The sequence below is a fragment of the Marinobacter alexandrii genome (assembly GCA_039984955.1).
Taxonomy (GTDB): domain Bacteria; phylum Bacteroidota; class Bacteroidia; order Cytophagales; family Cyclobacteriaceae; genus Ekhidna.
On the sequence record JBDWTN010000007.1, the window covers coordinates 602,401 to 624,701 of the forward strand.

Consider the following 22,301-nt stretch of genomic DNA (forward strand, 5'->3'; position numbering starts at 1 on the left):
ATAAAGCAACTTTTTAAAAGTCTGCCTTTAACATTGAAAAGACTTAATATGAACTTATATAAAGATTACATCAAGGAGATTGAGGAACGTAAAGAACAAGGACTTCACCCAAAACCGATTGAGGATGCTGAATTACTAAGCGAAATCATCGCGCAAATCAAAGATTCAGGTAATGAACACCGAGAAGACTCGCTGAAATTCTTCATTTACAATACCATCCCTGGTACCACAAGTGCTGCAGGCGCAAAAGCTCAGTTTTTGAAAGAAATCATTCTAGGTGAATCCATTGTTGAAGAAATCACACCTGCCTTTGCTTTTGAGTTGTTGTCACATATGAAGGGCGGACCTTCCATTGAAGTACTACTTGATCTCGCTTTAGGCAGTGCTGCTTCTATTGCAGAAGAAGCAGCAAAGGTTCTTAAAACGCAAGTATTCCTCTACGATGCGGACACCTCCCGTCTAGCGGAAGCATTCAAAAATGGTAATGAAATCGCCAAAAATATTTTAAAGAGTTATGCAAAGGCTGAGTTCTTCACGAAACTCCCAGAAGTAGAGGAAGAAATTGAAATTGTTACTTATATCGCTGGTGTGGGAGATATTTCTACAGATTTACTTTCACCTGGTGGTGATGCTCACTCTAGATCAGATCGTGAGCTACATGGTCAGTGTATATTTGAACACAATAAAGACATGCAGAATGAACTTTCTGCTCTAAAGGAAAAGCACCCTGACAAGCGCGTCATGCTACTCGCTGAAAAAGGGACAATGGGTGTTGGTTCGTCAAGAATGTCAGGAGTCAATAACGTAGCACTATGGACAGGCATCCAAGCCAGCCCATATGTCCCCTTTATCAACATTGCTCCAATCATTGCAGGCACGAATGGAATTTCTCCAATCTTCTTAACCACAGTTGGTGTTACAGGGGGTATCGGGATTGACCTTAAAAACTGGGTGAAGAAGACAGATGCCGAAGGTAATGTTATTATGGACTCAGATGGTGAACCTGTTCTTGAGGAAGCTTATTCTGTTGCTACAGGAACTGTTTTAACCATCAACACCAAGAAGAAAAAATTGTACAATAGAGACAAAGAGTTGATGGACATTTCAGCTTCATTAACTCCACAGAAAGTTGAATTCATTAAAGCTGGCGGATCATACGCCATTGTCTTTGGTAAAAAGATTCAAACATTCGCAGCGAAAACATTAGGAATTGAAGCTCCTACAGTATTTGCTACATCGAAAGAGATTTCTCACGAAGGACAAGGTCTTACTGCAGTAGAGAAAATATTTAATAAGAATGCCGTTGGTACAACTTCAGGAAAAGTATTGCATGCTGGTTCTGATGTTCGTGTTGAAGTGAACATTGTAGGATCGCAGGATACGACAGGTCTAATGACTTCTCAGGAGTTAGAGGCCATGGCTGCTACCACCATTTCGCCAATCGTAGATGGTGCTTATCAATCAGGGTGTCATACTGCTTCTGTGTGGGACAAGAAAGCACAAGCAAACATTCCAAAGCTCATGAAATTCATGAATGACTTTGGCCTCATCACAGCTCGTGACCCAAAAGGTTCATATCATGCTATGACGGATGTGATTCACAAGGTATTGAATGACATTACTATTGACGATTGGGCCATCATCATTGGAGGAGACTCTCATACAAGAATGTCTAAAGGCGTGGCTTTCGGTGCTGATTCTGGAACAGTGGCGCTTGCACTTGCTACAGGTGAGGCATCCATGCCAATCCCTGAATCAGTAAAAGTAACCTTCAAGGGTGCCATGGAGGATTACATGGATTTTCGTGATGTTGTTCATGCCACACAATCGCAAATGCTTAAGCAGTTTGGTGGAGAGAATGTATTCCAGGGAAGAATCATTGAGGTTCACCTTGGAACACTTACTGCCGACCAAGCATTCACATTCACTGATTGGACTGCCGAGATGAAAGCAAAAGCTTCTATCTGTATTTCTGAAGATGACACTTTGATCGAATCACTGGAGATTGCCAAGGGTAGAATCCAAATCATGATAGAAAAGGGTATGGACAACAAGAAGCAAGTGCTTCAAGGTCTGATTGATATAGCTAATAAGAGAATTGCAGAGATTCAGTCAGGCGAGAAATCAGCACTTACTCCAGATGCGAACGCGAAGTATTATGCTGAGGTTGAAATAGATCTTGACGTAGTTGCAGAACCAATGATTGCCGATCCTGATGTGAATAATGAAGATGTTTCAAAACGATACACGCATGACACCATCAGGCCTTTATCTTACTATGGTGGAGATAAAAAAGTTGATCTAGGATTTGTTGGTTCTTGTATGGTTCACAAGGGTGATATGAAAATCTTGGCTCAAATGCTTAAAAATATAGAAGAGCAACAAGGAAAAGTTGAATTCAAAGCACCACTTGTAGTCGCTCCTCCTACGTATAACATTGTAGACGAGTTGAAGGCTGAAGGTGACTGGGAAGTATTACAGAAGTATTCAGGTTTCGAATTTGATGACAATGCGCCTAAAGGTGAAGCACGTACTAAGTATGAAAACATGTTGTACCTAGAGCGTCCAGGTTGTAACCTTTGTATGGGTAACCAAGAGAAAGCAGCTCCAGGCGATACGGTAATGGCTACCTCTACTCGTCTTTTCCAAGGAAGAGTTGTTAAAGATTCCAATGAGAAAAAAGGAGAATCATTACTTTCATCTACACCTGTTGTGGTTCTTTCTACAGCTCTGGGAAGAACTCCCACAATGGACGAATATAAGGCTGCAGTGAAAGGTATTAATCTGACGAAGTTCGCACCTTCCCGTAAGCTCCTTGTAAAATAGTTGCTAGATTAATTGTTACGAAATCAAAAGCCTGAGTTTCATGACTTGGGCTTTTTTGTTGCCCTTTCTTAAACTCCTGATTTTAGTATTCTACTTAGAAGGAACTTTAAGAAAGATCTTTAATGTTTATCTTTAAGAATCAATAACTAGTGTTGTTTCGTTAAAGTCATGCTGAATTCATTTCAGTATCTAGACAAATCGGTTAAAGAAAAGAAGATTCTGAAACAAGTTCAGAATGACTAAATAGATGTATTTCAGACCTTAGCTAAATAACATTGAATCATCACATTAAAATAAATACTCAATGCCACAGGATTTTTTAGGAATCGAAAAACAACTACCCTCACAACTTGGCAATCAAAAATATTTTAGCCTTTTTGAACTTGCCAAAAAGAAAGATGTCGTCAAAACACTTCCTTATTCGATTCGAATCCTTTTGGAAAACGTCATTCGAAATTATGATGGTTTTGCTGTAACTGAGGATCATATTAATACGATACTTTCATGGAAAGAAACTGCTGGCGTAAAAGACATTCCTTACAGCCCTGCAAGAGTTTTAATGCAAGATTTTACAGGAGTGCCCGCTGTAGTAGATATCGCATCTATCAGGGCTGAAGTAGCCAGAAAAGGAAAAGACACCTCCAAAACAAATCCCGTAGTTCCAGCTGATATGGTCATTGATCATTCAGTGGTTGTAGATCATTTTGGTGCAGCAGATTCATACCAAAAGAACGTGGACCTTGAATATGAACGAAACGACGAAAGATACAAGCTGCTAAAGTGGGGACAGCAAGCATTCACAAACTTTAGTGTGGTGCCTCCAGGCATGGGTATATGCCATCAAGTAAATCTTGAATATTTGGCAAAAGGAGTGATTGAAAGGGACGGTTATCTTTTCCCGGACACATTGGTAGGAACTGATTCCCATACCCCGATGGTGAATGGAATTGGAGTTCTTGGATGGGGCGTTGGAGGAATTGAGGCGGAAGCAGCCATGCTTGGTCAACCGATCTATATGATTCTACCTCAGGTAATCGGTTTAAAAATTACAGGTAAAATGGTGGAAGGTACCACTTCTACTGATTTAGTTTTGACCATAACCCGACTACTTCGTGACTATGGAGTGGTGGGTAAAATCGTAGAGGTATTTGGTCCCGGACTAGCAAATCTTGCCGTCACTGACAGAGCTACCATTTCGAACATGTCACCGGAATTTGGCTGTACAGATACGCACTGGCCAATTGACGAACAGACACTGGACTATATGCGCAGAACAAGTCGTCCTGAAGATCACATTGACATGGTGGAAGCTTACGCAAAAGCCAATATGCTTTGGAGAGATGATTCAGCACAAATAGAATACACTGACGTTATCGAGTTAGATTTAGGAACTGTAGAACCAACCATTTCTGGTCCTAAGCGCCCACAAGATAAAATCTTGTTGAGAAACGCTAAAACTCAAATGGTTAAGTTGCTAGATGAGTATGGAGCAAAAGGCCAGAGTATTGAAGTCTCAACAAAAGATCATGGTGACTTCACATTAGATGAATCGTCGGTAGTCATCGCTGCAATTACTTCTTGTACCAATACTTCCAACCCAAGTGTAATGATTGGCGCTGGCTTAGTTGCAAAAAAAGCCAATGAGCTTGGCCTTCAAATCAAGCCTTGGGTGAAAACTTCTCTTGCTCCTGGATCGAGAGTAGTTACAGACTACCTGAACAAATCAGATTTAACCAAAGAACTGGAAGCATTGAGTTTTTACAACGTTGGGTATGGATGTACCACTTGTATTGGTAATTCGGGAGACATGATCCCTGAAGTTCAAAAGGCAGTTATCGAGAATAACATGATTGTTTGCTCAGCCCTTTCTGGAAACAGAAACTTCGAGGCTCGTATCCACCCAAATATCAAGATGAATTTCTTGGCATCACCAATGCTAGTGGTTGCTTATGCCATAGCAGGCACGACCAACTTCGACATGAACAATGATTCGCTTGGAGATGACAGAGATGGCAACCCTGTTTACTTAAAAGATATTTGGCCTTCTTCTTCTGAGATCCAAGCAGTAATGACTGAGGTGCTTAAGCCAGAAGATTACAAATCAAACTATGAGACCATCTTCGACGGAGACGATGCATGGCAAAACCTTCAAGCACCTACAGGTCAAACATACGATTGGGATAGTAAGTCAACTTACATCCAAGAAGCTCCATTCTTCCAGAACATTTCTGAAGATGTACCAAACCCTGAGAATATCAGCGGCGCAAAAGTGCTTCTTCAGATGGGCGACATGGTAACGACAGATCACATCTCGCCGGCTGGGAAGTTTCTTCCAGAGCATCCGGCTGGAAAATATTTGATTGAGAACTCTGTAGAGAAAAAGGATTTCAACTCATATGGCTCACGACGAGGTAATCATGAAGTCATGATGCGCGGAACGTTCGCGAATGTTCGAATCAAAAATAAATTAGCAACCAGGGAAGGTGGCTGGACCACATACCATCCAACTGGTGAAGAAATGACAGTGTTTGATGCTTCTATGAAGTACCAAGAAGCTGACACTCCATTGGTAGTCATTGGAGGCAAGGAATATGGCTCTGGGTCTTCCAGAGACTGGGCAGCTAAAGGAACACTTCTACTTGGTGTGAAAGCAGTGATTACAGAGAGTTACGAACGTATTCACCGTTCCAACCTTGTGGGTATGGGCGTGTTACCTCTTCAATTTCAGGAAGGTGAAACTCAGGATACTCTTGGATTGAACGGAGAGGAAACGTATGATATTTCGGGAATATCTAACAACTTGACTCCAGGCAAACTAGTAGATGTTGTTGCAACCAAGAAAGATGGTTCAAAAGTGGAATTCAAAGCGTTGGTTAGGCTCGACTCAGGCGTAGATGTTGAGTATTATAAACATGGAGGAATTCTCAATTATGTTTTAAGGAATTTCCTTAAAAACTAGTCTTTTAAGAAGTAATCTCATATTGTAAATAAAAGCTCTCCTCAAATGCCGATTATTCTAGGCATTTGAGGAGAGCTTTTTTTCGTTTGCCCTTGCTAACCCAAGGTTTATCGAAATCCAAATCACTTTCCCTTTTTAGACGACTGTTCACTCTAGCTTTGCTCTTTATAAACTTGAATAAAAAAATGAAAAATTTAGTATTACTTTTTGCAATTGCTAGCTTGATTACATTTTCTTCTTGTGGCGAAGATGAAGACGTATTTGCAGATAATTCTTCAGTTACACTCAATATTGATGGAACGACCTATAATAAGGAAGAAAATTTCGCTGTTTCTTTCTCTCAAATAACCTTTAACGATGAAGAAACTTTTCAAATAAATGGAAGTGTTGTGAATGGCACTGATACAGTAGGATTTTCACTAAGCCTACCAAGCTTCAACACTGGCACTTACACTAAAGCGAATAACACTGACGAAGTAAAATTAAGTATTTCGTTCACAGAGGCCTTTAGTAGCTACTCTACTGATCCTTTTATTTTTGACGACATAGATACAAGTGTGATTGATTATGAGATAAATATTACTACTTCTAACGATGAAAACGTATCAGGAAACTTCGATAGTATATTGATGAATTCTGATGGAGAAACTGTTGAAGTAAGTGGTGAATTTGTATCCATCGATGGCCTAGCCGCCTTAGGTGGTTTATTTAACTAGCAATAAGATTTGGTTTAAATCCAAGATAGGCTTCATAACCTATCTTGGATATTTAATTATCAAATTTCATACAATCGTTAGTTTGCACATCAAAGTTCGTAGTAGTCAATATTCTGATTTTATCTATCTCAAGAGTTATTTACAATACCATCAGAAGTAGCTTCAATTCATAGTCATTAGCACTATACTATTCACCACCTCATTCCCTATACTAGACTTCTTGAAATCCAAGGATAACTTCATAAACATCATATTAACTTGTTTGTTATGATTATCGCTATCTCATTAAATCATCAATGAATAGCTTTAACTTTAAACAAACTGAAACAACCTATACTATGAAAACTAAAAACCGTGGATTATTATCAATCTTGGCGATAACTATTATTGGTTTTTCATGCACAGCTCCATCCAAATCAGAAGAAGGAAGTGCTAGTGAAGAAAAACCAAGCGTAAGCATTACACTCACAAAAGCACCTGCTTCACCAGAATTCCCAGACGCTACTTTAACAAAGAGTGACCTAACATTGCTAGAAAACGATTCTATGTTTTCTGTCGATTACAGCTTTGATGTAGCTAACTATGAACTAGGCATTCAAACCGAAGATGCTGCTACTAGAGGAATTGCTAATTCTGGAAAAGGACAACACATTCATTTCATTGTCAATAATGGACCATATTCAGCGCACTATATGCCTGGTGTTAACAATCAATTGGATCCCGGAAATTATGTTGTTCTAGCATTTCTTTCTAGATCATATCATGAAAGTGTGAAAAGTGAAGGAGCATTTCACATTGAAAATCTCAAGGTAGGTGAGATTGATGGAGAAGAAGCAGACTTAACAGCCCCTCACCTATTCTATAGTCGACCTAAAGGCACATATAAAGGAGAAGATACTAAGAAAGTAATGCTGGATTTCTATTTGTTAAATACTTCGATTTCTCCGGATGGAAATAAAGTAAGAGCAACAATAAATGGAAGCGAATTCATGATTGATGAGTGGGCTCCATATTACATTGAAGGATTGCCGATGGGTGAAGTAAATATAAAGTTAGAACTGTTGGATGCTGAGGGAAATGCAATCCCAGGGCCATTCAATACGGTTGAGCGATCCGTAACGCTTCAAGAATAAAATTCATTACGAACAACGATAAAATCCCAGCTTTTTCAGGCCGGGATTTTTTTATTACTGGGGTAACTGCAGTCCCTTAGATTTTAAAAGTGTTTTCCTTCGAGGGCTATTTTGAAGAACGTAGTGCATTCTTTCAATCTGATCATTGGTAAACATATTCATACAATCATCTGGGCTCCAGTTCATGTAGTTTTGAACTTGAATTTCTTCACCTCCACAACCTAAAGATAAGCTACAGGTTGTAACAGGTCTATCAACATTTGGCGTGTCATCGCAATAGTCGTTATTGTCACAATCCTGTGCCCCCCATGGATGTAGTAATCCTAGGTAGTGCCCAATCTCATGAGTCAACGTTCTTCCTAGATTATACGTGGATAAAGTATCATTTTCCCCAAAATGAGGAACATTAATGATCACTCCTTCCGCCTGAAAAGGCTCTCCTTTCGCAAGGGCGTCTTTTCCTGGAAGATCAGTCTCCGGTCCAGTGCCTAATCCCAGAAAAAGATCGGTCAAATCGATATATGGAAGTGTCCATATGTTTAAGTATTCTTCAGGATTCCAATAACTATAATATGCGCAATAATCAAATGTTGAATTGGATTCCACTGGATTATCTATCTCCAATAGATTTATCCTAACAATACCATTGGTTGATTTTCCTTCTGGTGTTTGACTTGCCAGAACAAACTCAATTTTGGCATCTCCTCCAGCTGGATGTTCGTTGAAACCATTGGTTCCTTCTCTCTTACGATAATCATCATTTAAGCTTTCTATCTGATTTAAAATACGTTCTTCAGATAGATTCCCTCCTTCTCCTATTGATTCATTATTGTGTAAAACATGAACTACAATGGGTATCGTATAAATGCCATTGGAAGGGGTTTCCAAATCAGGTTCTTCCTCAATCGGAATTACACCATTGTCCGAGCTGCATCTATTAAACAAGGTCAGGACAAGCGTACAAATAAGTAAGTTTTTCATCTTGCTCATTAGTACGTTGAGCAAATAAATCCGTTGAACAAAACGGTAGACAAAAAGTCACTATCCTAATACTAATCTACCCACTCAGCTACAAAAAGATTGGTATCTCTTGTTCCTCCATTGTTTCTATTGGATGCCCAGACTAAATACTTACCATCAGGACTAAACATAGGGAATGAATCAAACGTGTCATCAAAAGTTACTTGCTCCAATCCTGATCCATCGATATTGATTAAGAACAAATTGAAAGGAAATCCCCTTTCAGAGGCATGATTCGATGAGAAAAGAATTTTATCTCCACCTGGAGTAAAGAATGGTGCCCAATTCGCATTTCCCAAACTTGTGATTTTCTTAGCCTCTGTTCCATCAGCATTAGCAATATAAAGTTCCATTTCAGTTGGTTGAACCAATCCCTGATCTAACAGATCTTTATATTCTGTAATCTCTTCTTCAGTTTGAGGCCTTGAAGCTCTCCACACAATTTTACTCCCATCAGGAGAAAAGAAGGCACCCCCATCATACCCCAATTCATCTGTGATTTGTACTACGTCTGATCCATCCAAATTCATCGTATACAGTTCTAAATCACCAGAACGTGTAGATGTGAAAATAATTCTGTCACCATTTGGTGATACGGTAGCTTCAGCATCATAGCCCTCTTCAGTCGTAAGTTGATTAACTATTTTACCGTTTAAGTCAGCAGTAAAAATGTCATATCCTTCATAAATAGGCCAAACATACTTTCCCGTACTTCTAGACGGAGTAGGCGGGCAAAGGCTATCAGCTAAGTGAGTAGATCCATACACTATCAAAGAATCCCCTGGTAGGAAATATGCGCACGTAGTTCGACCCAATCCAGTACTTACCATCGGTGGCCTTTTTCCTTTCTCAACACTATTGATCTCTAAAGTGAAAATTTGGTCACATTCTACACCCCAATCAGCAAAGTCCGATTGAAAAACAAGACTTTTTCCATCAAAACTCCAGTAAGCTTCTGCGTTGTTTCCTCCCCATGTTAGTTGTCTGACATTTCGCAGATGCACTTCATTTTCATATCTCAATGAGTCAGTACTTGTCTCTTCACCAGAAGACTTAGTTGACTGTTGGCAAGAAAATAGAATAATGGCGATAGATAAAAATAGAAGGTTCTTCATTGAGCATTATATTTAGATCGCGAAAATAAACTGTAATTTCATGCTATGAAAAAGCATTTGTCATCTCTCTTAGTATTGGCCACTTTTTACTCTTGTGATCAGCCTTCTTCATATGATCCTGTAGCTCAGATCTCCGATGATGTTAAAATCCTTGCCAGTGATTCATTATCTGGCAGAGAAGTCGGCACTGAAGGTGAAAAAATGGCTGCCGATTACATCACAAATGAATTTAAAAAAGCAGGTCTTCAACCCAAAGGAACCGACGGTTTCTATCAATCTTTTTTTGTAAAAGATGCTGATAATCCGCATGCCCAACCATCATCAGAAAGTGGCGAAAATGGCATTACTGGATACAATGTATTGGGAATGATTGATAATCCTGGGGATGAATTAGTAGTTATTGGGGCTCATTATGATCACCTAGGCATGGGTGATTTTTCTTCGCTTCACAGAGGAGAAAAAGCTATTCATAATGGAGCTGATGATAATGCCAGTGGAGTAGCAGCAATGCTTCATCTTGCAAGGGTTTTATCAGAAAAAGAACTCGACAGAGACATCATCTTCATTGGGTTGTCAGGTGAAGAAAAAGGGTTATGGGGCTCAAATTACTTTACAAAAAATCCAACAGTCGACCTTTCCAAAGTGAATTTCATGATCAATATGGATATGGTAGGGAGGCTGGATCAATCCAAAGGATTGGCTGTAAATGGTACGGGCACATCCCCCATTTGGAATTGGTTACTTGATGAAGTGAACTCAGATAGTTTAAAGCTTATCAAAAGTGAATCTGGTGTTGGCCCTTCAGATCATACTTCATTCTATCTTCAAGATATTCCTGTCCTTCATTTCTTTACGGGGCAGCATGAGGATTATCATAAACCAGGAGACGATACTGATAAAATAAATTTTAATGGAATTCTCCAGGTCGCATCTTTTATAGAGCGAATGATATTGTTAATGGACGATGATGAAAAAATCGCTTTTACAAAAACCAAAGACAATTCTGATAACCCCAGATTTACGGTAACTCTAGGAGTTGTTCCAGACTACATGTTTGATGGTGAAGGCATGCGGATCGATGGGGTGAGCGAGGATAAACCAGCAATTAAGGCAGGCATCCTGAAAGGCGATATTGTTGTTCAATTAGGTGATAGTACTGTTACAGACATGATGAGTTATATGCGTGCACTATCTACCTATTCGAAAGGTGATAAAACAAAGGTGATTGTGGATAGAGGTGGTGAACGACTTAACTTTTCTATTGAATTTTGATTCAATTTCTAGGCATTTTTACAAACGGTTAATGGTTTGTTTTAGATGGCCTGTTGTGGGTGTGTAATCAAAAAATTATGCGCAAATTAATATACTCACTCATCATTCTAGTTACCAACTTAAGCTTTGGACAAAGTCTAAGAGAACTCTATCAGGAAGGTCTCAAAGCCTATGAAGAGAAAGAATATGCTCTTTTTCAAGAGAAAATGTATAGCATTGACACAATGCGTCCTAACTACCCAGCAGTTGTCTATAATCTAGCTGGAAGCTATGCGTTAATTGGGGATAAAGAAAAATCATTAGAAACACTTCATAAGTATGTTCTCATGGATGCTACTCAAGATTTCACAAAAGACTCAGATTTTCAATCAATTGTGAATTTGGAAGAGTTTAAAGACATTATTCAAAAACAAAGTTTACTGAAGGAGGAGAAAACAATCGATGTGGCTTATAAAATTCCCCTTCTACAAATTCATCCTGAATCGATATCGTACTCAAAAAAGCAAAAATCAATTTTCATTGGTGGAGCACATGATGGAAACATATGGGAAATTCAACAAGATAATGCACCAAAGCTATGGGCCGAATCTCCTAAAAATTCCTGGTCCATTATGGGATTAGAAGTGTCGCAGGATGAAAAAATACTTTGGGTTTGCACCTCATCCATGAATAATTTTCAAGGATATAATCAAAACGAAGAAGGTTATGCGAGTGTGTTAAAATATGACTTGAGGAGTGGCAAACTACTTGAAACGTTTGCACTTCCAGGTGGGCACAATTTTGGTGATCTTATTTCTGATTCCCAAGGAAATGTCTACATCTCTGATGGAACAGCAAATAAGATTTATTGGATAGATAAAGAATCTGGTGAATTGGAAGTCTTTATTGATATGTCTGAAACTGTTTTTAACCTTCAGGGATTGACCTTTGGTAAAGGTGAACGTAGTATTTATGCCAGTGATTACATCGACGGTATTTACGAAGTAAGTCTAAATACGAAGGAAATAGTTAAAGTCAAAATCGAAGCGAATGACGTCTTGATAAAAGGAATAGATGGACTTTATTTCTATAAAAATTCCCTCATAGGCTTACATAACGGCACTAAACCAAACAGAGTGGTTCAATATGAACTCTCTGAAAATGGAGATTCGATCATTAACAAAATAATTTTAGCTCAAGCAGGGGCATTAGGAGAACCAACGCAGGGAACTTGGGTAGAGGGTGTTTTCCACTACATCGTAAACAGCCCGTGGGCGGCATACGATAGAGACGGAAGCTTCAATCCTCAAGAAGAGCATATAATAATTGGTAAAATTGAATAGTCCAATTAGTCTAATTCTAATCGTCAATTGCTCATGTCAGAATATCTTATCGTAATTGCAGCTGAAAATGAACGTGGGCTATCACCCGCAGAAGAGCAGCACTGTATTAAAGAATATGGAAAATGGGCCGAAACACTTGGCTCAAAACATGTCACCGCAAGAAGGCTTTCTTTACATAAAGGAGAACTAATTCCAAGTAAGAAAAAACTCACAACTGATGGGCCTTTTGTAGAAGCAAAAGAGCTAATAGCCGGCTTTATTCTTATTGAGGCGGCTGATAATAAAGAGGCTACATCCATTGCGTCTTCTTGTCCTTTGAATGAATACTTTCAGCTTTTTGTCAAATCAGTATCATAAAACTATTTGATCAGTTCTTGCTCCATAGAGATGTCCGATTGTGTACAGGTTCTATATGATAATCGTACACACTCTTACTAATTAATCCACTTTAATCCCTTAGAAGGACATTGGCATAGTACTTGGCTATTCACTTCATAAGAAATGATTAATACGTTGCAGTAACTATTGCTGCAACCTTTTGTCTTTATACGACATCAAATGTGAAGAAGACCTTAAAACTCAAAAAAATTATGACACTAGTAAAAAACCTAAAAGCTATCGGCTGTGCCTTAAGTATCATAGTATCTATTGCTGCTTCAGCTCAAGATGAAGGATTTATTTATGGAAGAGTCACTACCGAAGATGGTGATGTTTACGAAGGCCCTCTAAGATGGGGGAAAGAAGAAGTTTATTGGACGGATATGTTTAATGCCTCCAAAAAAGAAAACAAAAATCTCGACTACCTATCTAACCGAGAACTGGATGAATTAGAAGATAGATACGACCATAATAATGATTTGGTATCAAGGTTCATCAGCGTCACCTGGGATAACGATAATGATCGCTTTGTCCATGAATTTTCAACTGAATTTGGAAACATAAAATCATTAAGAATTCGATCAAATGATAGAGTAGAAGTAAGATTAAAGAACGGGGAGTCACTAGATATTGATGGGAGTGGATACAATGATGTGGGCGCTAGAATCAGGGTCATGGACAGTGAACTAGGAACGATTCAACTATCATGGAACAATCTTGAGGAAATTGAATTCTTACCTACTCCATCAAATCTTGATGAAAAATTTGGGGAACCTTTATACGGTACGGTCATTTGTGACCTAGGAGAATTTACCGGATATATTCAGTGGGATCATGATGAGCGTGTAGGTACCGATGTTCTGGATGGTGAAGAAGATGGTGACGACTATGAAATTGCCTTTGACAAGATCAAATCGATCGAACGTGATGGGTATAGTAGTAGTATTGTAACGCTCAAATCTGGCAGAGAATTAGACTTGAGAGGAACCAATGATGTCGATGATGACAATAAAGGAATTATCGTTACGGTGAAAGGACTTGGTCGGGTTGATATAGACTGGGATGAATTTGATAAGGTGACTTTCAAAGAGGTGTCGAACAGTGGTCCATCTTACAGTTCCTTTTCTTCACCAAAGAAGATCATGGGTACCGTAGAGGTAGATAATGGAGATCGGCATTCAGGAGAAATCGTCTATGACTTAGATGAAGAGTACACTTTTGAATTACTAAATGGCGAAAATGATGATGTGAAATTTATCATTCCGTTTAGCAACATCAAAGAAATAACCCGTCGTGGTTCCAGATCATCAAGGATTAAACTAAGTGATGGTGACGAGTTGACTCTTGAAGAAAGTCAAGATGTGACAGAAAAAAACTCAGGTATATTAATAAAAACTGATTCAGGCAGAGTGTATGTACCATGGTACAAAGTTGAAAAAATCACCTTGAATTAATCAAAGGACTAACAGACTAACTCAAAGGACTTAAACTCAAAAATATCATGCTCAAGAATTATTTCAATGTTGCACTTCGCAACCTGTTTAAGCATAAGTTTTATTCTTTCATCAACATTCTAGGACTTTCGATAGGGCTGACATGCTTTTTAATGATTTCTCTATATGTTGTAGATGAACTGAGCTATGACAAATTCCACTCAGATGCTGAACGTATCTACCGCATGGATTTTAGTGGAAATATTAATGGTTCAGAATTTATTACTGCACTTTCAAGCGCTCCTGCTGGTCCTACTATGCCGCAGGAATTTCCTGAAGTAGAAGAGTCGACCAGGCTTAGAGGATCTGGAAATTGGACGATCAGACGTAAAAGTGAAACTAATGCCTATAATGAGGAGGATGTAGTATTTGCTGACAGTAATTTCTTCACTTTTTGGGATTTCAACTTGATAAAAGGTGACCCAAATACTTGTTTAGAAAGACCGAATACACTGGTGATAAATCAGTCAACAGCTAAAAAGATTTTTGGAGATGATGATCCAGTTGGAGAGATAGTAATCTTAGATAATGACGAAGATTGGGAAATAACTGGAGTATATGAAGATATGCCATCAAATTCTCATTTTCAATTTGGCTTAATGCTAAGTATGGAAAGTAGAGAAGAAGCAAAACAAAAATTTTGGATGAGCTTCAATTTCAATACTTATCTAAAGCTAGCAAAAGGCTCAGACCCTGACGATCTCGAAGCTAAATTTCCCGATCTAATTCAGAAATATATTGGTCCTGAAATAGAGCAATTTATGGGAGCATCTATGGAAGAATTTGCAGCAGCAGGCAATAGTGCGGGGTTTTATCTATTTCCACTAACAGATATTCATCTTGAGTCTGACAAGCTAGGAGACCTTGAAGCTAATGGCGACATCAAATATATTTTGATCTTTACAGCGATTGCACTTTTCATTTTGATTCTGGCATGTATAAATTTCATGAATTTATCTACTGCCAGATCAGCTGGTAGAGCAAAAGAAGTAGGTGTTAGAAAGGCTATGGGCGCCTACAAAGGTCAGCTAAGAAAGCAGTTTCTAACGGAAGCATTCTTGATTACATTCATTGCTATACTTATTGCCTATGGACTTTCATTCCTACTATTGGAACAGTTTAACACATTGGCAGACAAAGTGATGAATTTTGATAAACTTTTATCTCCGGCCTTCATTCTTATAATGGCGGGAGTATTGGTGACTGTCGGTTTTCTTGCTGGTAGCTATCCTGCATTCTTTCTTTCTCGCTTCAGACCAGTTGATGTTCTCAAGGGCAAGGTAAACCTCGGTCTTAAAGGAGGCGGATTGAGAAGCACACTGGTAGTTCTTCAATTCTGTGTAAGTATCATCATGATCATCGGCACAGCCATAGTATATGAACAGTTATCATATATTCAGAATAAAAAACTTGGATTCTCCAAGGATCACGTATTACTCGTTCATAACCCTTGGATGATGGGTGACAAATCAGAATCTTACAAAGATGAAGCATTACAATATGCTAAGGTGCAGTCAGCTACTTTATCAGGTTTTCTTCCTGTCCCAAGTAATAACAACAATAACTTGTGGTTTCCAGGAGCGAACCCTACAAAAGATGAAAGCTATGTCTTTAGTGAGTTTCAAGTGGATCATGACTATTTAAAAACGCTGGATATAGAAATAAAAGAAGGTCGGGATTTTTCAAGAGATTTTGTTAGCGACAGTTCGGCCATCCTTCTAAACGAAGCTGCGGTAGAACGACTAGGTTGGGATAAAGCCATTGGTGAAAAACTATCTACGTACGAAGGATCACAAGAAGAACCAACTGTAGCAACTTTTACGGTTGTTGGTGTGGTAAAAAACTTCCACTTTCAAAGTCTTCGAAATAGTATTGAACCACTCATATTTCAATTGGGAAACAGTCGTGGATTTTTAAGTTTGAAGATTGATAGTGACAATATTCCATCAACAGTTTCCTTTCTGGAAGAAAAATGGATTGAGTTTGCACCAGGACAGCCCTTCGAATACAGTTTTCTAGATCAGGAATTCAATGAGATGTATGAAAATGAGCAAAAATTGGGTCAAATATTCGGGGTGTTTGCATTCCTAGCCATTTTCATTGCTTGTCTTGGCCTTTACGGACTAGCTGCTTTTACTGCTGAGCAAAGAACAAAAGAAATCGGAGTTAGAAAGGTTCTAGGTGCCTCAATTATGAGTATCATCACTCTATTGTCAAAGGAGTTTATAAAGCTGGTTGGGATCGCATTTATAATAGCCGCTCCAATTTCCTACTTCTTTATGGACAAGTGGTTGGAAGATTTTGAAAACAGAACAAATATTGATCTTACAGTTTTCTTATTGGCTGGAATCGTTGCTCTGGTGATTGCATGGGTCACTATGAGCTTCCAGTCATGGAATGCCGCAAGAGCTAATCCTGCAAAGTCCTTGAAGGACGAATAATTTCATCTACTCTACTATATTGCCCACTCCTTTTGGAGTGGGCTTTTTTATAAGTTGACTTAGTAAGTCTTTAAGAGACCAGTAACATTGAGGTAAAACTGCCTTAAAGTAGCAAAAAGTAATCCATGTATCCACAACTTATCCACAGCTCTGATTCTTCATGGCTTTTTTTATTCTTCATCAATCTCTTTGTTTTATTTTGAAGAGAATATAAGCCTCCCCTATGTACCTCATTTTTGATACTGAAACCACTGGACTGCCTCACAACAAGTCTGCTCCTGTTGAAGAACTGGATAATTGGCCAAGACTTGTCCAAATAGCCTGGCAACTACACGATCATTCCGGTAAACTTCTGTCTATCGGAAACCATATCGTGAAACCAGAGGGATTCACAATTCCATTTAATGCAGAGAAAATACATGGTATCTCAACCAAGCATGCACTTGAAGTTGGAGAGGACTTAAGTGAGGTACTGGATAAGTTTTCAGAAGATGTTAAAAAAGCTGAAGTACTCGTCGGTCACAACATAGAGTTTGACAATAAGATCATTGGGGCAGAATATCTCCGAACCAAAAAAGACAATCTTTTAGCAGAAGCTAAAAACATAGATACCTCCATCTCGACCAAAGAGTTTTGTCAATTGCAAGGAGGTATTGGCGGTCGCTTGAAGATGCCTAAACTCATTGAACTTTATGAAAAGCTCTTCGGTGAAGGTTTTGGTGACGCTCACGACGCTGCATATGATGTAGATGCCACAGCTAAAGCTTTCTTTGAATGCCTTAAGCGTTCCATTATTCCCCCCATTGATGATACCCGTCCTTCTGATATCATTTATGAAGCACCAGATCTGGATGCAGCCAACTTTACAACCAAACGAGAAGCATCAACAGGTAAGATTGGTACTGAAGAGGTAAAAGCGGAAGACATTAAAGGAGTCTTCTGTCATCTCCATGGACATTCGCAATTTTCTGTGCTGCAAGCCACGCCAGATGTAGGAGCCATCATTGCAAAAGCTAAAGAATACGAGATGCCGGCAGTAGCATTGACTGATCTTGGTAATATGTTTGGAGCTTTCAAGTTTGTGAAAGCTGCTAAAGGTGCAGGAATCAAGCCCATCATTGGTTGTGAATTTTTTGTAGCTGAAGAGCGGTTAAAACTCCAATTCACTAAAGACAATCCAGACAAGCGATTCAAACAGCTCCTTCTGGCAAAGTCTAAAAAAGGGTATGAAAACCTGATCAAGCTTACCTCAATAGCTTATAAAGAGGGTAATTATGGCCTTTTCCCACGGATTGATCGAGCGTTGATTGAAGAGTACAAAGAAGATGTAATTGCTTTGAGTGGAAGCCTGGGGGGTGAGATTCCTCATCTGATTTTGAATGTTGGTGAAACCCAAGCAGAGGAAGCAGTATTATATTGGAAAAGCCTATTTGGAGATGACTTCTATCTTGAAGTAAATAGGCATGGACTAGAGGAAGAGAATAGATTAAATGAAATACTAGTAGATTTTTCAAAGAAGCATGACATCAAATTAATTGCTACCAATGAATACTTCTATTTAGATCAGACAGACGCTAAAGCTCATGATGTTCTTATCTGTATTAAGGAGAATCAGAAGCAAAGCACACCTATTGGAAGAGGTAGAGGATTTAGACCTGGACTCGCAAATGAGAATTACTACTTCAAGACTCAAAAAGAAATGAAAGAGTCCTTTGGAGATATTCCAGAGGCAATAGAAAATATTTCTGAGCTTGTAGATAAGATAGAAGAGTATAGCCTGGAAAGGGATGTGCTCCTCCCCGCTTTTGATATCCCTGAACAATTTCTGGATTCTGAAGATGAGAAAGACGGTGGTAAACGAGGTGAAAATGCCTATCTAAAACACCTAACCTATGAAGGCGCAGAAAAAAGATATGATGAGATCACTGATGAGATCCGTGAGAGAATAGATTTTGAGCTTGAAACCATTGCAAATACAGGATATCCTGGCTATTTCTTGATTGTCCAAGATTTTACTGCAAAAGCAAGAGAAATGGGGGTAGCCGTTGGACCTGGGAGAGGGTCTGCAGCCGGCTCAGTAGTGGCTTACTGCGTTGGCATCACCAATGTAGATCCAATCGCTTATGATCTACTTTTTGAGCGTTTCTTAAACCCAGATAGAGTATCACTTCCCGATATTGATATTGACTTTGACAATGAAGGACGGGAAAAGGTTATCAAGTATGTGATTGATAAATATGGCAAAGATCAGGTAGCTCAAATAATTACCTATGGTACCATGGCTCCTAAATCAGCTATTCGGGATGCAGGACGAGTAATGGAACTGCCACTTTCGGAGACTGATGCAATCGCTAAGCTGGTCCCAGAACAACCTGGAACAAAATTTTCGAAAGTCTTCAAAGAAGTTAAAGAGCTGGAAGATCTTAGAAAAGGAAAAGACCTCCCCTCCCAAGTACTAAATCAGGCAATTGTTCTTGAAGGATCTCTTCGAAATACTGGAATTCATGCATGTGGTGTAATCATTACGCCAGATGATATGAGCAACTTTGTTCCTCTTGCTAAGCAAAAGGATTCTGATCTTCTAGTAACTCAATTCGATAATAGCGTAGTTGAGTCTGCAGGAATGCTGAAGATGGACTTTTTGGGTCTGAAAACCTTGTCCATCATTAAGACTGCCGTTGAAAATGTTGAGAAAAGACATGGTATCAAAATCGACATTGATAAGATTCCATTGGATGATCAAAAGACCTACGAGTTATATCAGCGGGGTGAGACCAATGGTACTTTCCAGTTTGAGTCGCCAGGAATGCAGAAACATCTTCGAGCATTAAAGCCAGATAAGTTTGAAGACCTCATAGCCATGAATGCTTTGTATCGTCCAGGTCCAATGGAATACATTCCGAACTTTATAGCTCGTAAACATGGCAAGGAACAAATCAGCTATGATGTCCCTGCAATGGAAGAATACCTGGCTGAGACTTATGGTATCACCGTGTATCAAGAGCAAGTAATGCTTCTTTCACAGTCCTTAGCTGGATTTACCAAAGGTGAAGCGGATGTTCTCCGTAAGGCCATGGGTAAGAAAAAGCGGGATGTCTTGGATGAAATGAAACCTAAATTCATTGAGCAAGCAAAGGAAAAAGGACATCCAGAAGATAAACTGGAGAAAGTTTGGACTGATTGGGAGGCTTTTGCTGCTTACGCTTTTAACAAATCACATAGTACATGTTATTCCGTGGTAGCCTATCATACAGGATATTTCAAAGCCAATTACCCTGCAGAGTACATGGCCTCCGTTCTTACTCACAATCAGAGTAGCATTGATAAAGTCAGTTTCTTCATGGAGGAGTGTAAAAACCGTGGAATAAAGGTTCTGGGACCACATGTTAATGAATCTGATAAGGATTTCGCTGTAAATTCTGATGGTGAAATACGGTTTGGAATGGGAGCTATTAAAGGTACGGGCGAGTCAGCAGTACAAGCCATCATTGAAGAAAGGGATGAGAATGGTCATTTCGCTGATATTTTCGATTTCGCAAAACGCGTCAATTTAAGGACCGTCAACAAGAAATCATTTGAAAGCCTTGCCAAAGCAGGTGGTTTTGATTGTTTTGAAGACTATCATAGAAGACAATATGTAGAACTTGACGATGAAGGTTCTTCCTTGATTGAAAAATCAATCCGCTATGCTAACAGGATGCAAGAAGAAGAAGCCAGCAATCAATCTTCTCTTTTTGGTGGGGCTTCAGGTACAGACATTACAAAACCAAAGGTTGGTCGTATCGAACCGTATGGTGAAATAGAGGAGCTCAATATAGAGAAAGAAATGGTTGGACTCTACATATCAGGACATCCTCTCAATCAATTTCAATTCGAAATGGATCACCTTACTAATGCAGGCATTCACCAACTATCAGAGCCAGAAAAACTGCAAGGAAGAGATGTACGCATTGGGGGTATTGTCAGTGATGTACAACACAGAACCTCAAAAAAGGGTAATCCTTTTGGTCAATTCACCTTAGAAGATTTTAACGATAATTACACCTTCTATTTATTCTCTCAAGACTATTTAAAATTCAAGCCAATGCTAGAAAAAGGCTGGTTTCTTTATTTATCTGGTAATGTCCAGAATAGATGGAAAAGTGAGGAATTGGAGTTTAAGATTCAAAATATAGAACACTTAAGTGAAATTAGAGAGAAGATGACTAAAGGTCTTGAACTCAAAATGAGGTTAGAGGATGTCGATGCTATCACGGTAGATGAAATAGAACGAATTGCAGAACAACACCCTGGAAAGTCCCTTTTAAAAATGTCATTAGTGGGTGTATATGAAAACAGGGCTATTAACCTTGAAATGCTCAGTAGAAAGTACACCATAGAGCCAACAGATGAACTGATAAAAGACCTGCAAACAATAGAAGAACTAAAGTATAGAGTCATTTTACAAAAGAACTAATTGTCAAGGGAACAACAATCTTGTCTTTTGACATGAATCGAATAAACTATTAAAAGTACTTTTGCGTTCGACAATCAAGCAAACACAAAAACATTAATAACACACAAGACTATTATAACACACAAGACTATGTCAAAAGCAGTAGAAATTACCGATAACAATTTTGAAGAAATTATCAACTCTGATCAACCTGTATTGGTTGACTTCTGGGCGGAATGGTGCGGTCCATGTAAGATGATCGGCCCTGTGGTAGAAGAATTAGCTGGAGACTTTGAGGGAAAAGCTGTAATAGGAAAAGTTGATGTAGATGCAAATCCTGAAGTCTCTGCAAAATTTGGTATCCGATCCATTCCAACACTTTTAGTGTTTAAAAACGGTGAAATAGTTGATAAGCAAATTGGCGCTGTGCCTAAGAATGTATTGAGCGATAAGCTTACTGCTCAAATGGCCTGATAAGAAAAAACATAACTCTAAAGCCTTGGTTCGAACGAATCAAGGCTTTCTTTGTTTATTAGCTACATGAGATTATCATTTTTTGGACTCTTTCTTTTATGGGCAGTCGTTAGCCTCGCTCAAGTATTTATTCCAGTAGAAACATCCAATAGAAAATCGGTTGCTAAAATTGAGTTAACTGATATAGGGATCTTTGGAATTACCCGAAAAGCCAGGCCAGAATTTACCAAACATCTTCATACTGGTATCGATATTAAGAGACCCAAAAAAGATTACTTAAATCCTCCGTTCATATTTCCAATCGCACCTGGCAAGGTTATAAGCAAACGAGATGAAGGTCCCTATTCCCAATTGATCATTGAGCACCAAATAGATGACATAGTATTTTGGACTATCTACGAACATGTCGCATCAATATTTGTAAATCTCAATGAGATAGTTCATCCGCATAAGCCCATGGCAAGATTCTATTCAAAAGAAGAACTAGATGCCTATGGTTGGCAGTTTGATCACTTTCACTTTGAAATCCTAAAAGTTCGCCCAATTAAAATAGAATCTAATCCAGAGACACTTCAGCGAAGATTCGGATCGTATACAATGATCTGCTATGACCAAGAAACGTTAGAAAAGTATTTCTACAATCCTATTAAATTTCTGGAGAAATACCTTTAGTGTAAAATGCTGAACAGTGAATAGCCATCAGCGTTTGACTAAAAA

14 protein-coding genes are annotated in these 22,301 nt (G+C 38.8%); 12 read left to right on the top strand and 2 right to left on the bottom strand.

Going from position 1 to position 22,301, the window contains the following annotated elements; translation table 11 throughout:
• Nucleotides 1–48 precede the first annotated feature (48 nt).
• From ABJQ32_09055 to ABJQ32_09070, 4 genes are all read left to right on the top strand, one after another.
• Nucleotides 49–2,826: a bifunctional aconitate hydratase 2/2-methylisocitrate dehydratase gene (locus ABJQ32_09055; GenBank protein MEP5289785.1), complete on the top strand. Its 2,778-nt coding sequence runs from the start codon at nt 49–51 to the stop codon at nt 2,824–2,826.
• Between the two features lie 304 nt (nt 2,827–3,130).
• Nucleotides 3,131–5,785, top strand: coding sequence for an aconitate hydratase AcnA (gene acnA / locus ABJQ32_09060; GenBank protein ID MEP5289786.1), 2,655 nt, complete (start codon nt 3,131–3,133; stop codon nt 5,783–5,785).
• Between the two features lie 185 nt (nt 5,786–5,970).
• Nucleotides 5,971–6,501 carry a hypothetical protein gene (locus ABJQ32_09065; GenBank protein ID MEP5289787.1) on the top strand — a complete coding sequence of 177 codons (531 nt, stop codon included), beginning with the start codon at nt 5,971–5,973 and terminating at the stop codon, nt 6,499–6,501.
• A 338-nt stretch (nt 6,502–6,839) separates the two neighbouring features.
• A complete protein-coding gene (locus ABJQ32_09070; protein ID MEP5289788.1) occupies nt 6,840–7,634 on the top strand; it encodes a hypothetical protein in 795 nt (264 codons plus the stop codon).
• Nucleotides 7,635–7,688: 54 nt separating this feature from the next.
• Here the strand turns inward: ABJQ32_09070 and ABJQ32_09075 are convergent, their stop codons facing one another.
• Together ABJQ32_09075 and ABJQ32_09080 are read right to left on the bottom strand one after the other, a co-directional pair.
• The gene (locus ABJQ32_09075) at nt 7,689–8,615 is read right to left on the bottom strand and encodes a M43 family zinc metalloprotease (protein MEP5289789.1); all 927 of its coding nucleotides are present in this window, start codon (nt 8,613–8,615) and stop codon (nt 7,689–7,691) included.
• A 71-nt stretch (nt 8,616–8,686) separates the two neighbouring features.
• Nucleotides 8,687–9,769, bottom strand: coding sequence for a hypothetical protein (locus ABJQ32_09080; GenBank protein MEP5289790.1), 1,083 nt, complete (start codon nt 9,767–9,769; stop codon nt 8,687–8,689).
• 45 nt (nt 9,770–9,814) lie between these two features.
• Here ABJQ32_09080 and ABJQ32_09085 point away from each other — a divergent pair, with 45 nt between their 5' ends.
• The 8 genes from ABJQ32_09085 (at nt 9,815) to ABJQ32_09120 (ending at nt 22,256) form a co-directional block, all read left to right on the top strand.
• Nucleotides 9,815–11,041, top strand: coding sequence for a M20/M25/M40 family metallo-hydrolase (locus ABJQ32_09085; GenBank protein MEP5289791.1), 1,227 nt, complete (start codon nt 9,815–9,817; stop codon nt 11,039–11,041).
• 77 nt (nt 11,042–11,118) lie between these two features.
• A complete protein-coding gene (locus tag ABJQ32_09090; protein ID MEP5289792.1) occupies nt 11,119–12,363 on the top strand; it encodes a hypothetical protein in 1,245 nt (414 codons plus the stop codon).
• Between the two features lie 33 nt (nt 12,364–12,396).
• Nucleotides 12,397–12,720 (top strand): YciI family protein, encoded by a 324-nt coding sequence (locus ABJQ32_09095; GenBank protein MEP5289793.1) that lies wholly within the window; start codon nt 12,397–12,399, stop codon nt 12,718–12,720.
• Nucleotides 12,721–12,953: 233 nt separating this feature from the next.
• Nucleotides 12,954–14,195, top strand: a complete 1,242-nt coding sequence (locus tag ABJQ32_09100) for a hypothetical protein (protein MEP5289794.1) — start codon at nt 12,954–12,956, stop codon at nt 14,193–14,195.
• Nucleotides 14,196–14,242: 47 nt separating this feature from the next.
• Nucleotides 14,243–16,675, top strand: coding sequence for an ABC transporter permease (locus ABJQ32_09105; protein MEP5289795.1), 2,433 nt, complete (start codon nt 14,243–14,245; stop codon nt 16,673–16,675).
• Nucleotides 16,676–16,898: 223 nt separating this feature from the next.
• Nucleotides 16,899–21,131, top strand: a complete 4,233-nt coding sequence (gene dnaE, locus ABJQ32_09110; GenBank protein MEP5289796.1) for a DNA polymerase III subunit alpha — start codon at nt 16,899–16,901, stop codon at nt 21,129–21,131.
• A 129-nt stretch (nt 21,132–21,260) separates the two neighbouring features.
• A complete protein-coding gene (trxA, locus tag ABJQ32_09115) occupies nt 21,261–21,584 on the top strand; it encodes a thioredoxin (protein MEP5289797.1) in 324 nt (107 codons plus the stop codon).
• Between the two features lie 66 nt (nt 21,585–21,650).
• Nucleotides 21,651–22,256: a M23 family metallopeptidase gene (locus ABJQ32_09120; GenBank protein MEP5289798.1), complete on the top strand. Its 606-nt coding sequence runs from the start codon at nt 21,651–21,653 to the stop codon at nt 22,254–22,256.
• Nucleotides 22,257–22,301 lie beyond the last annotated feature (45 nt).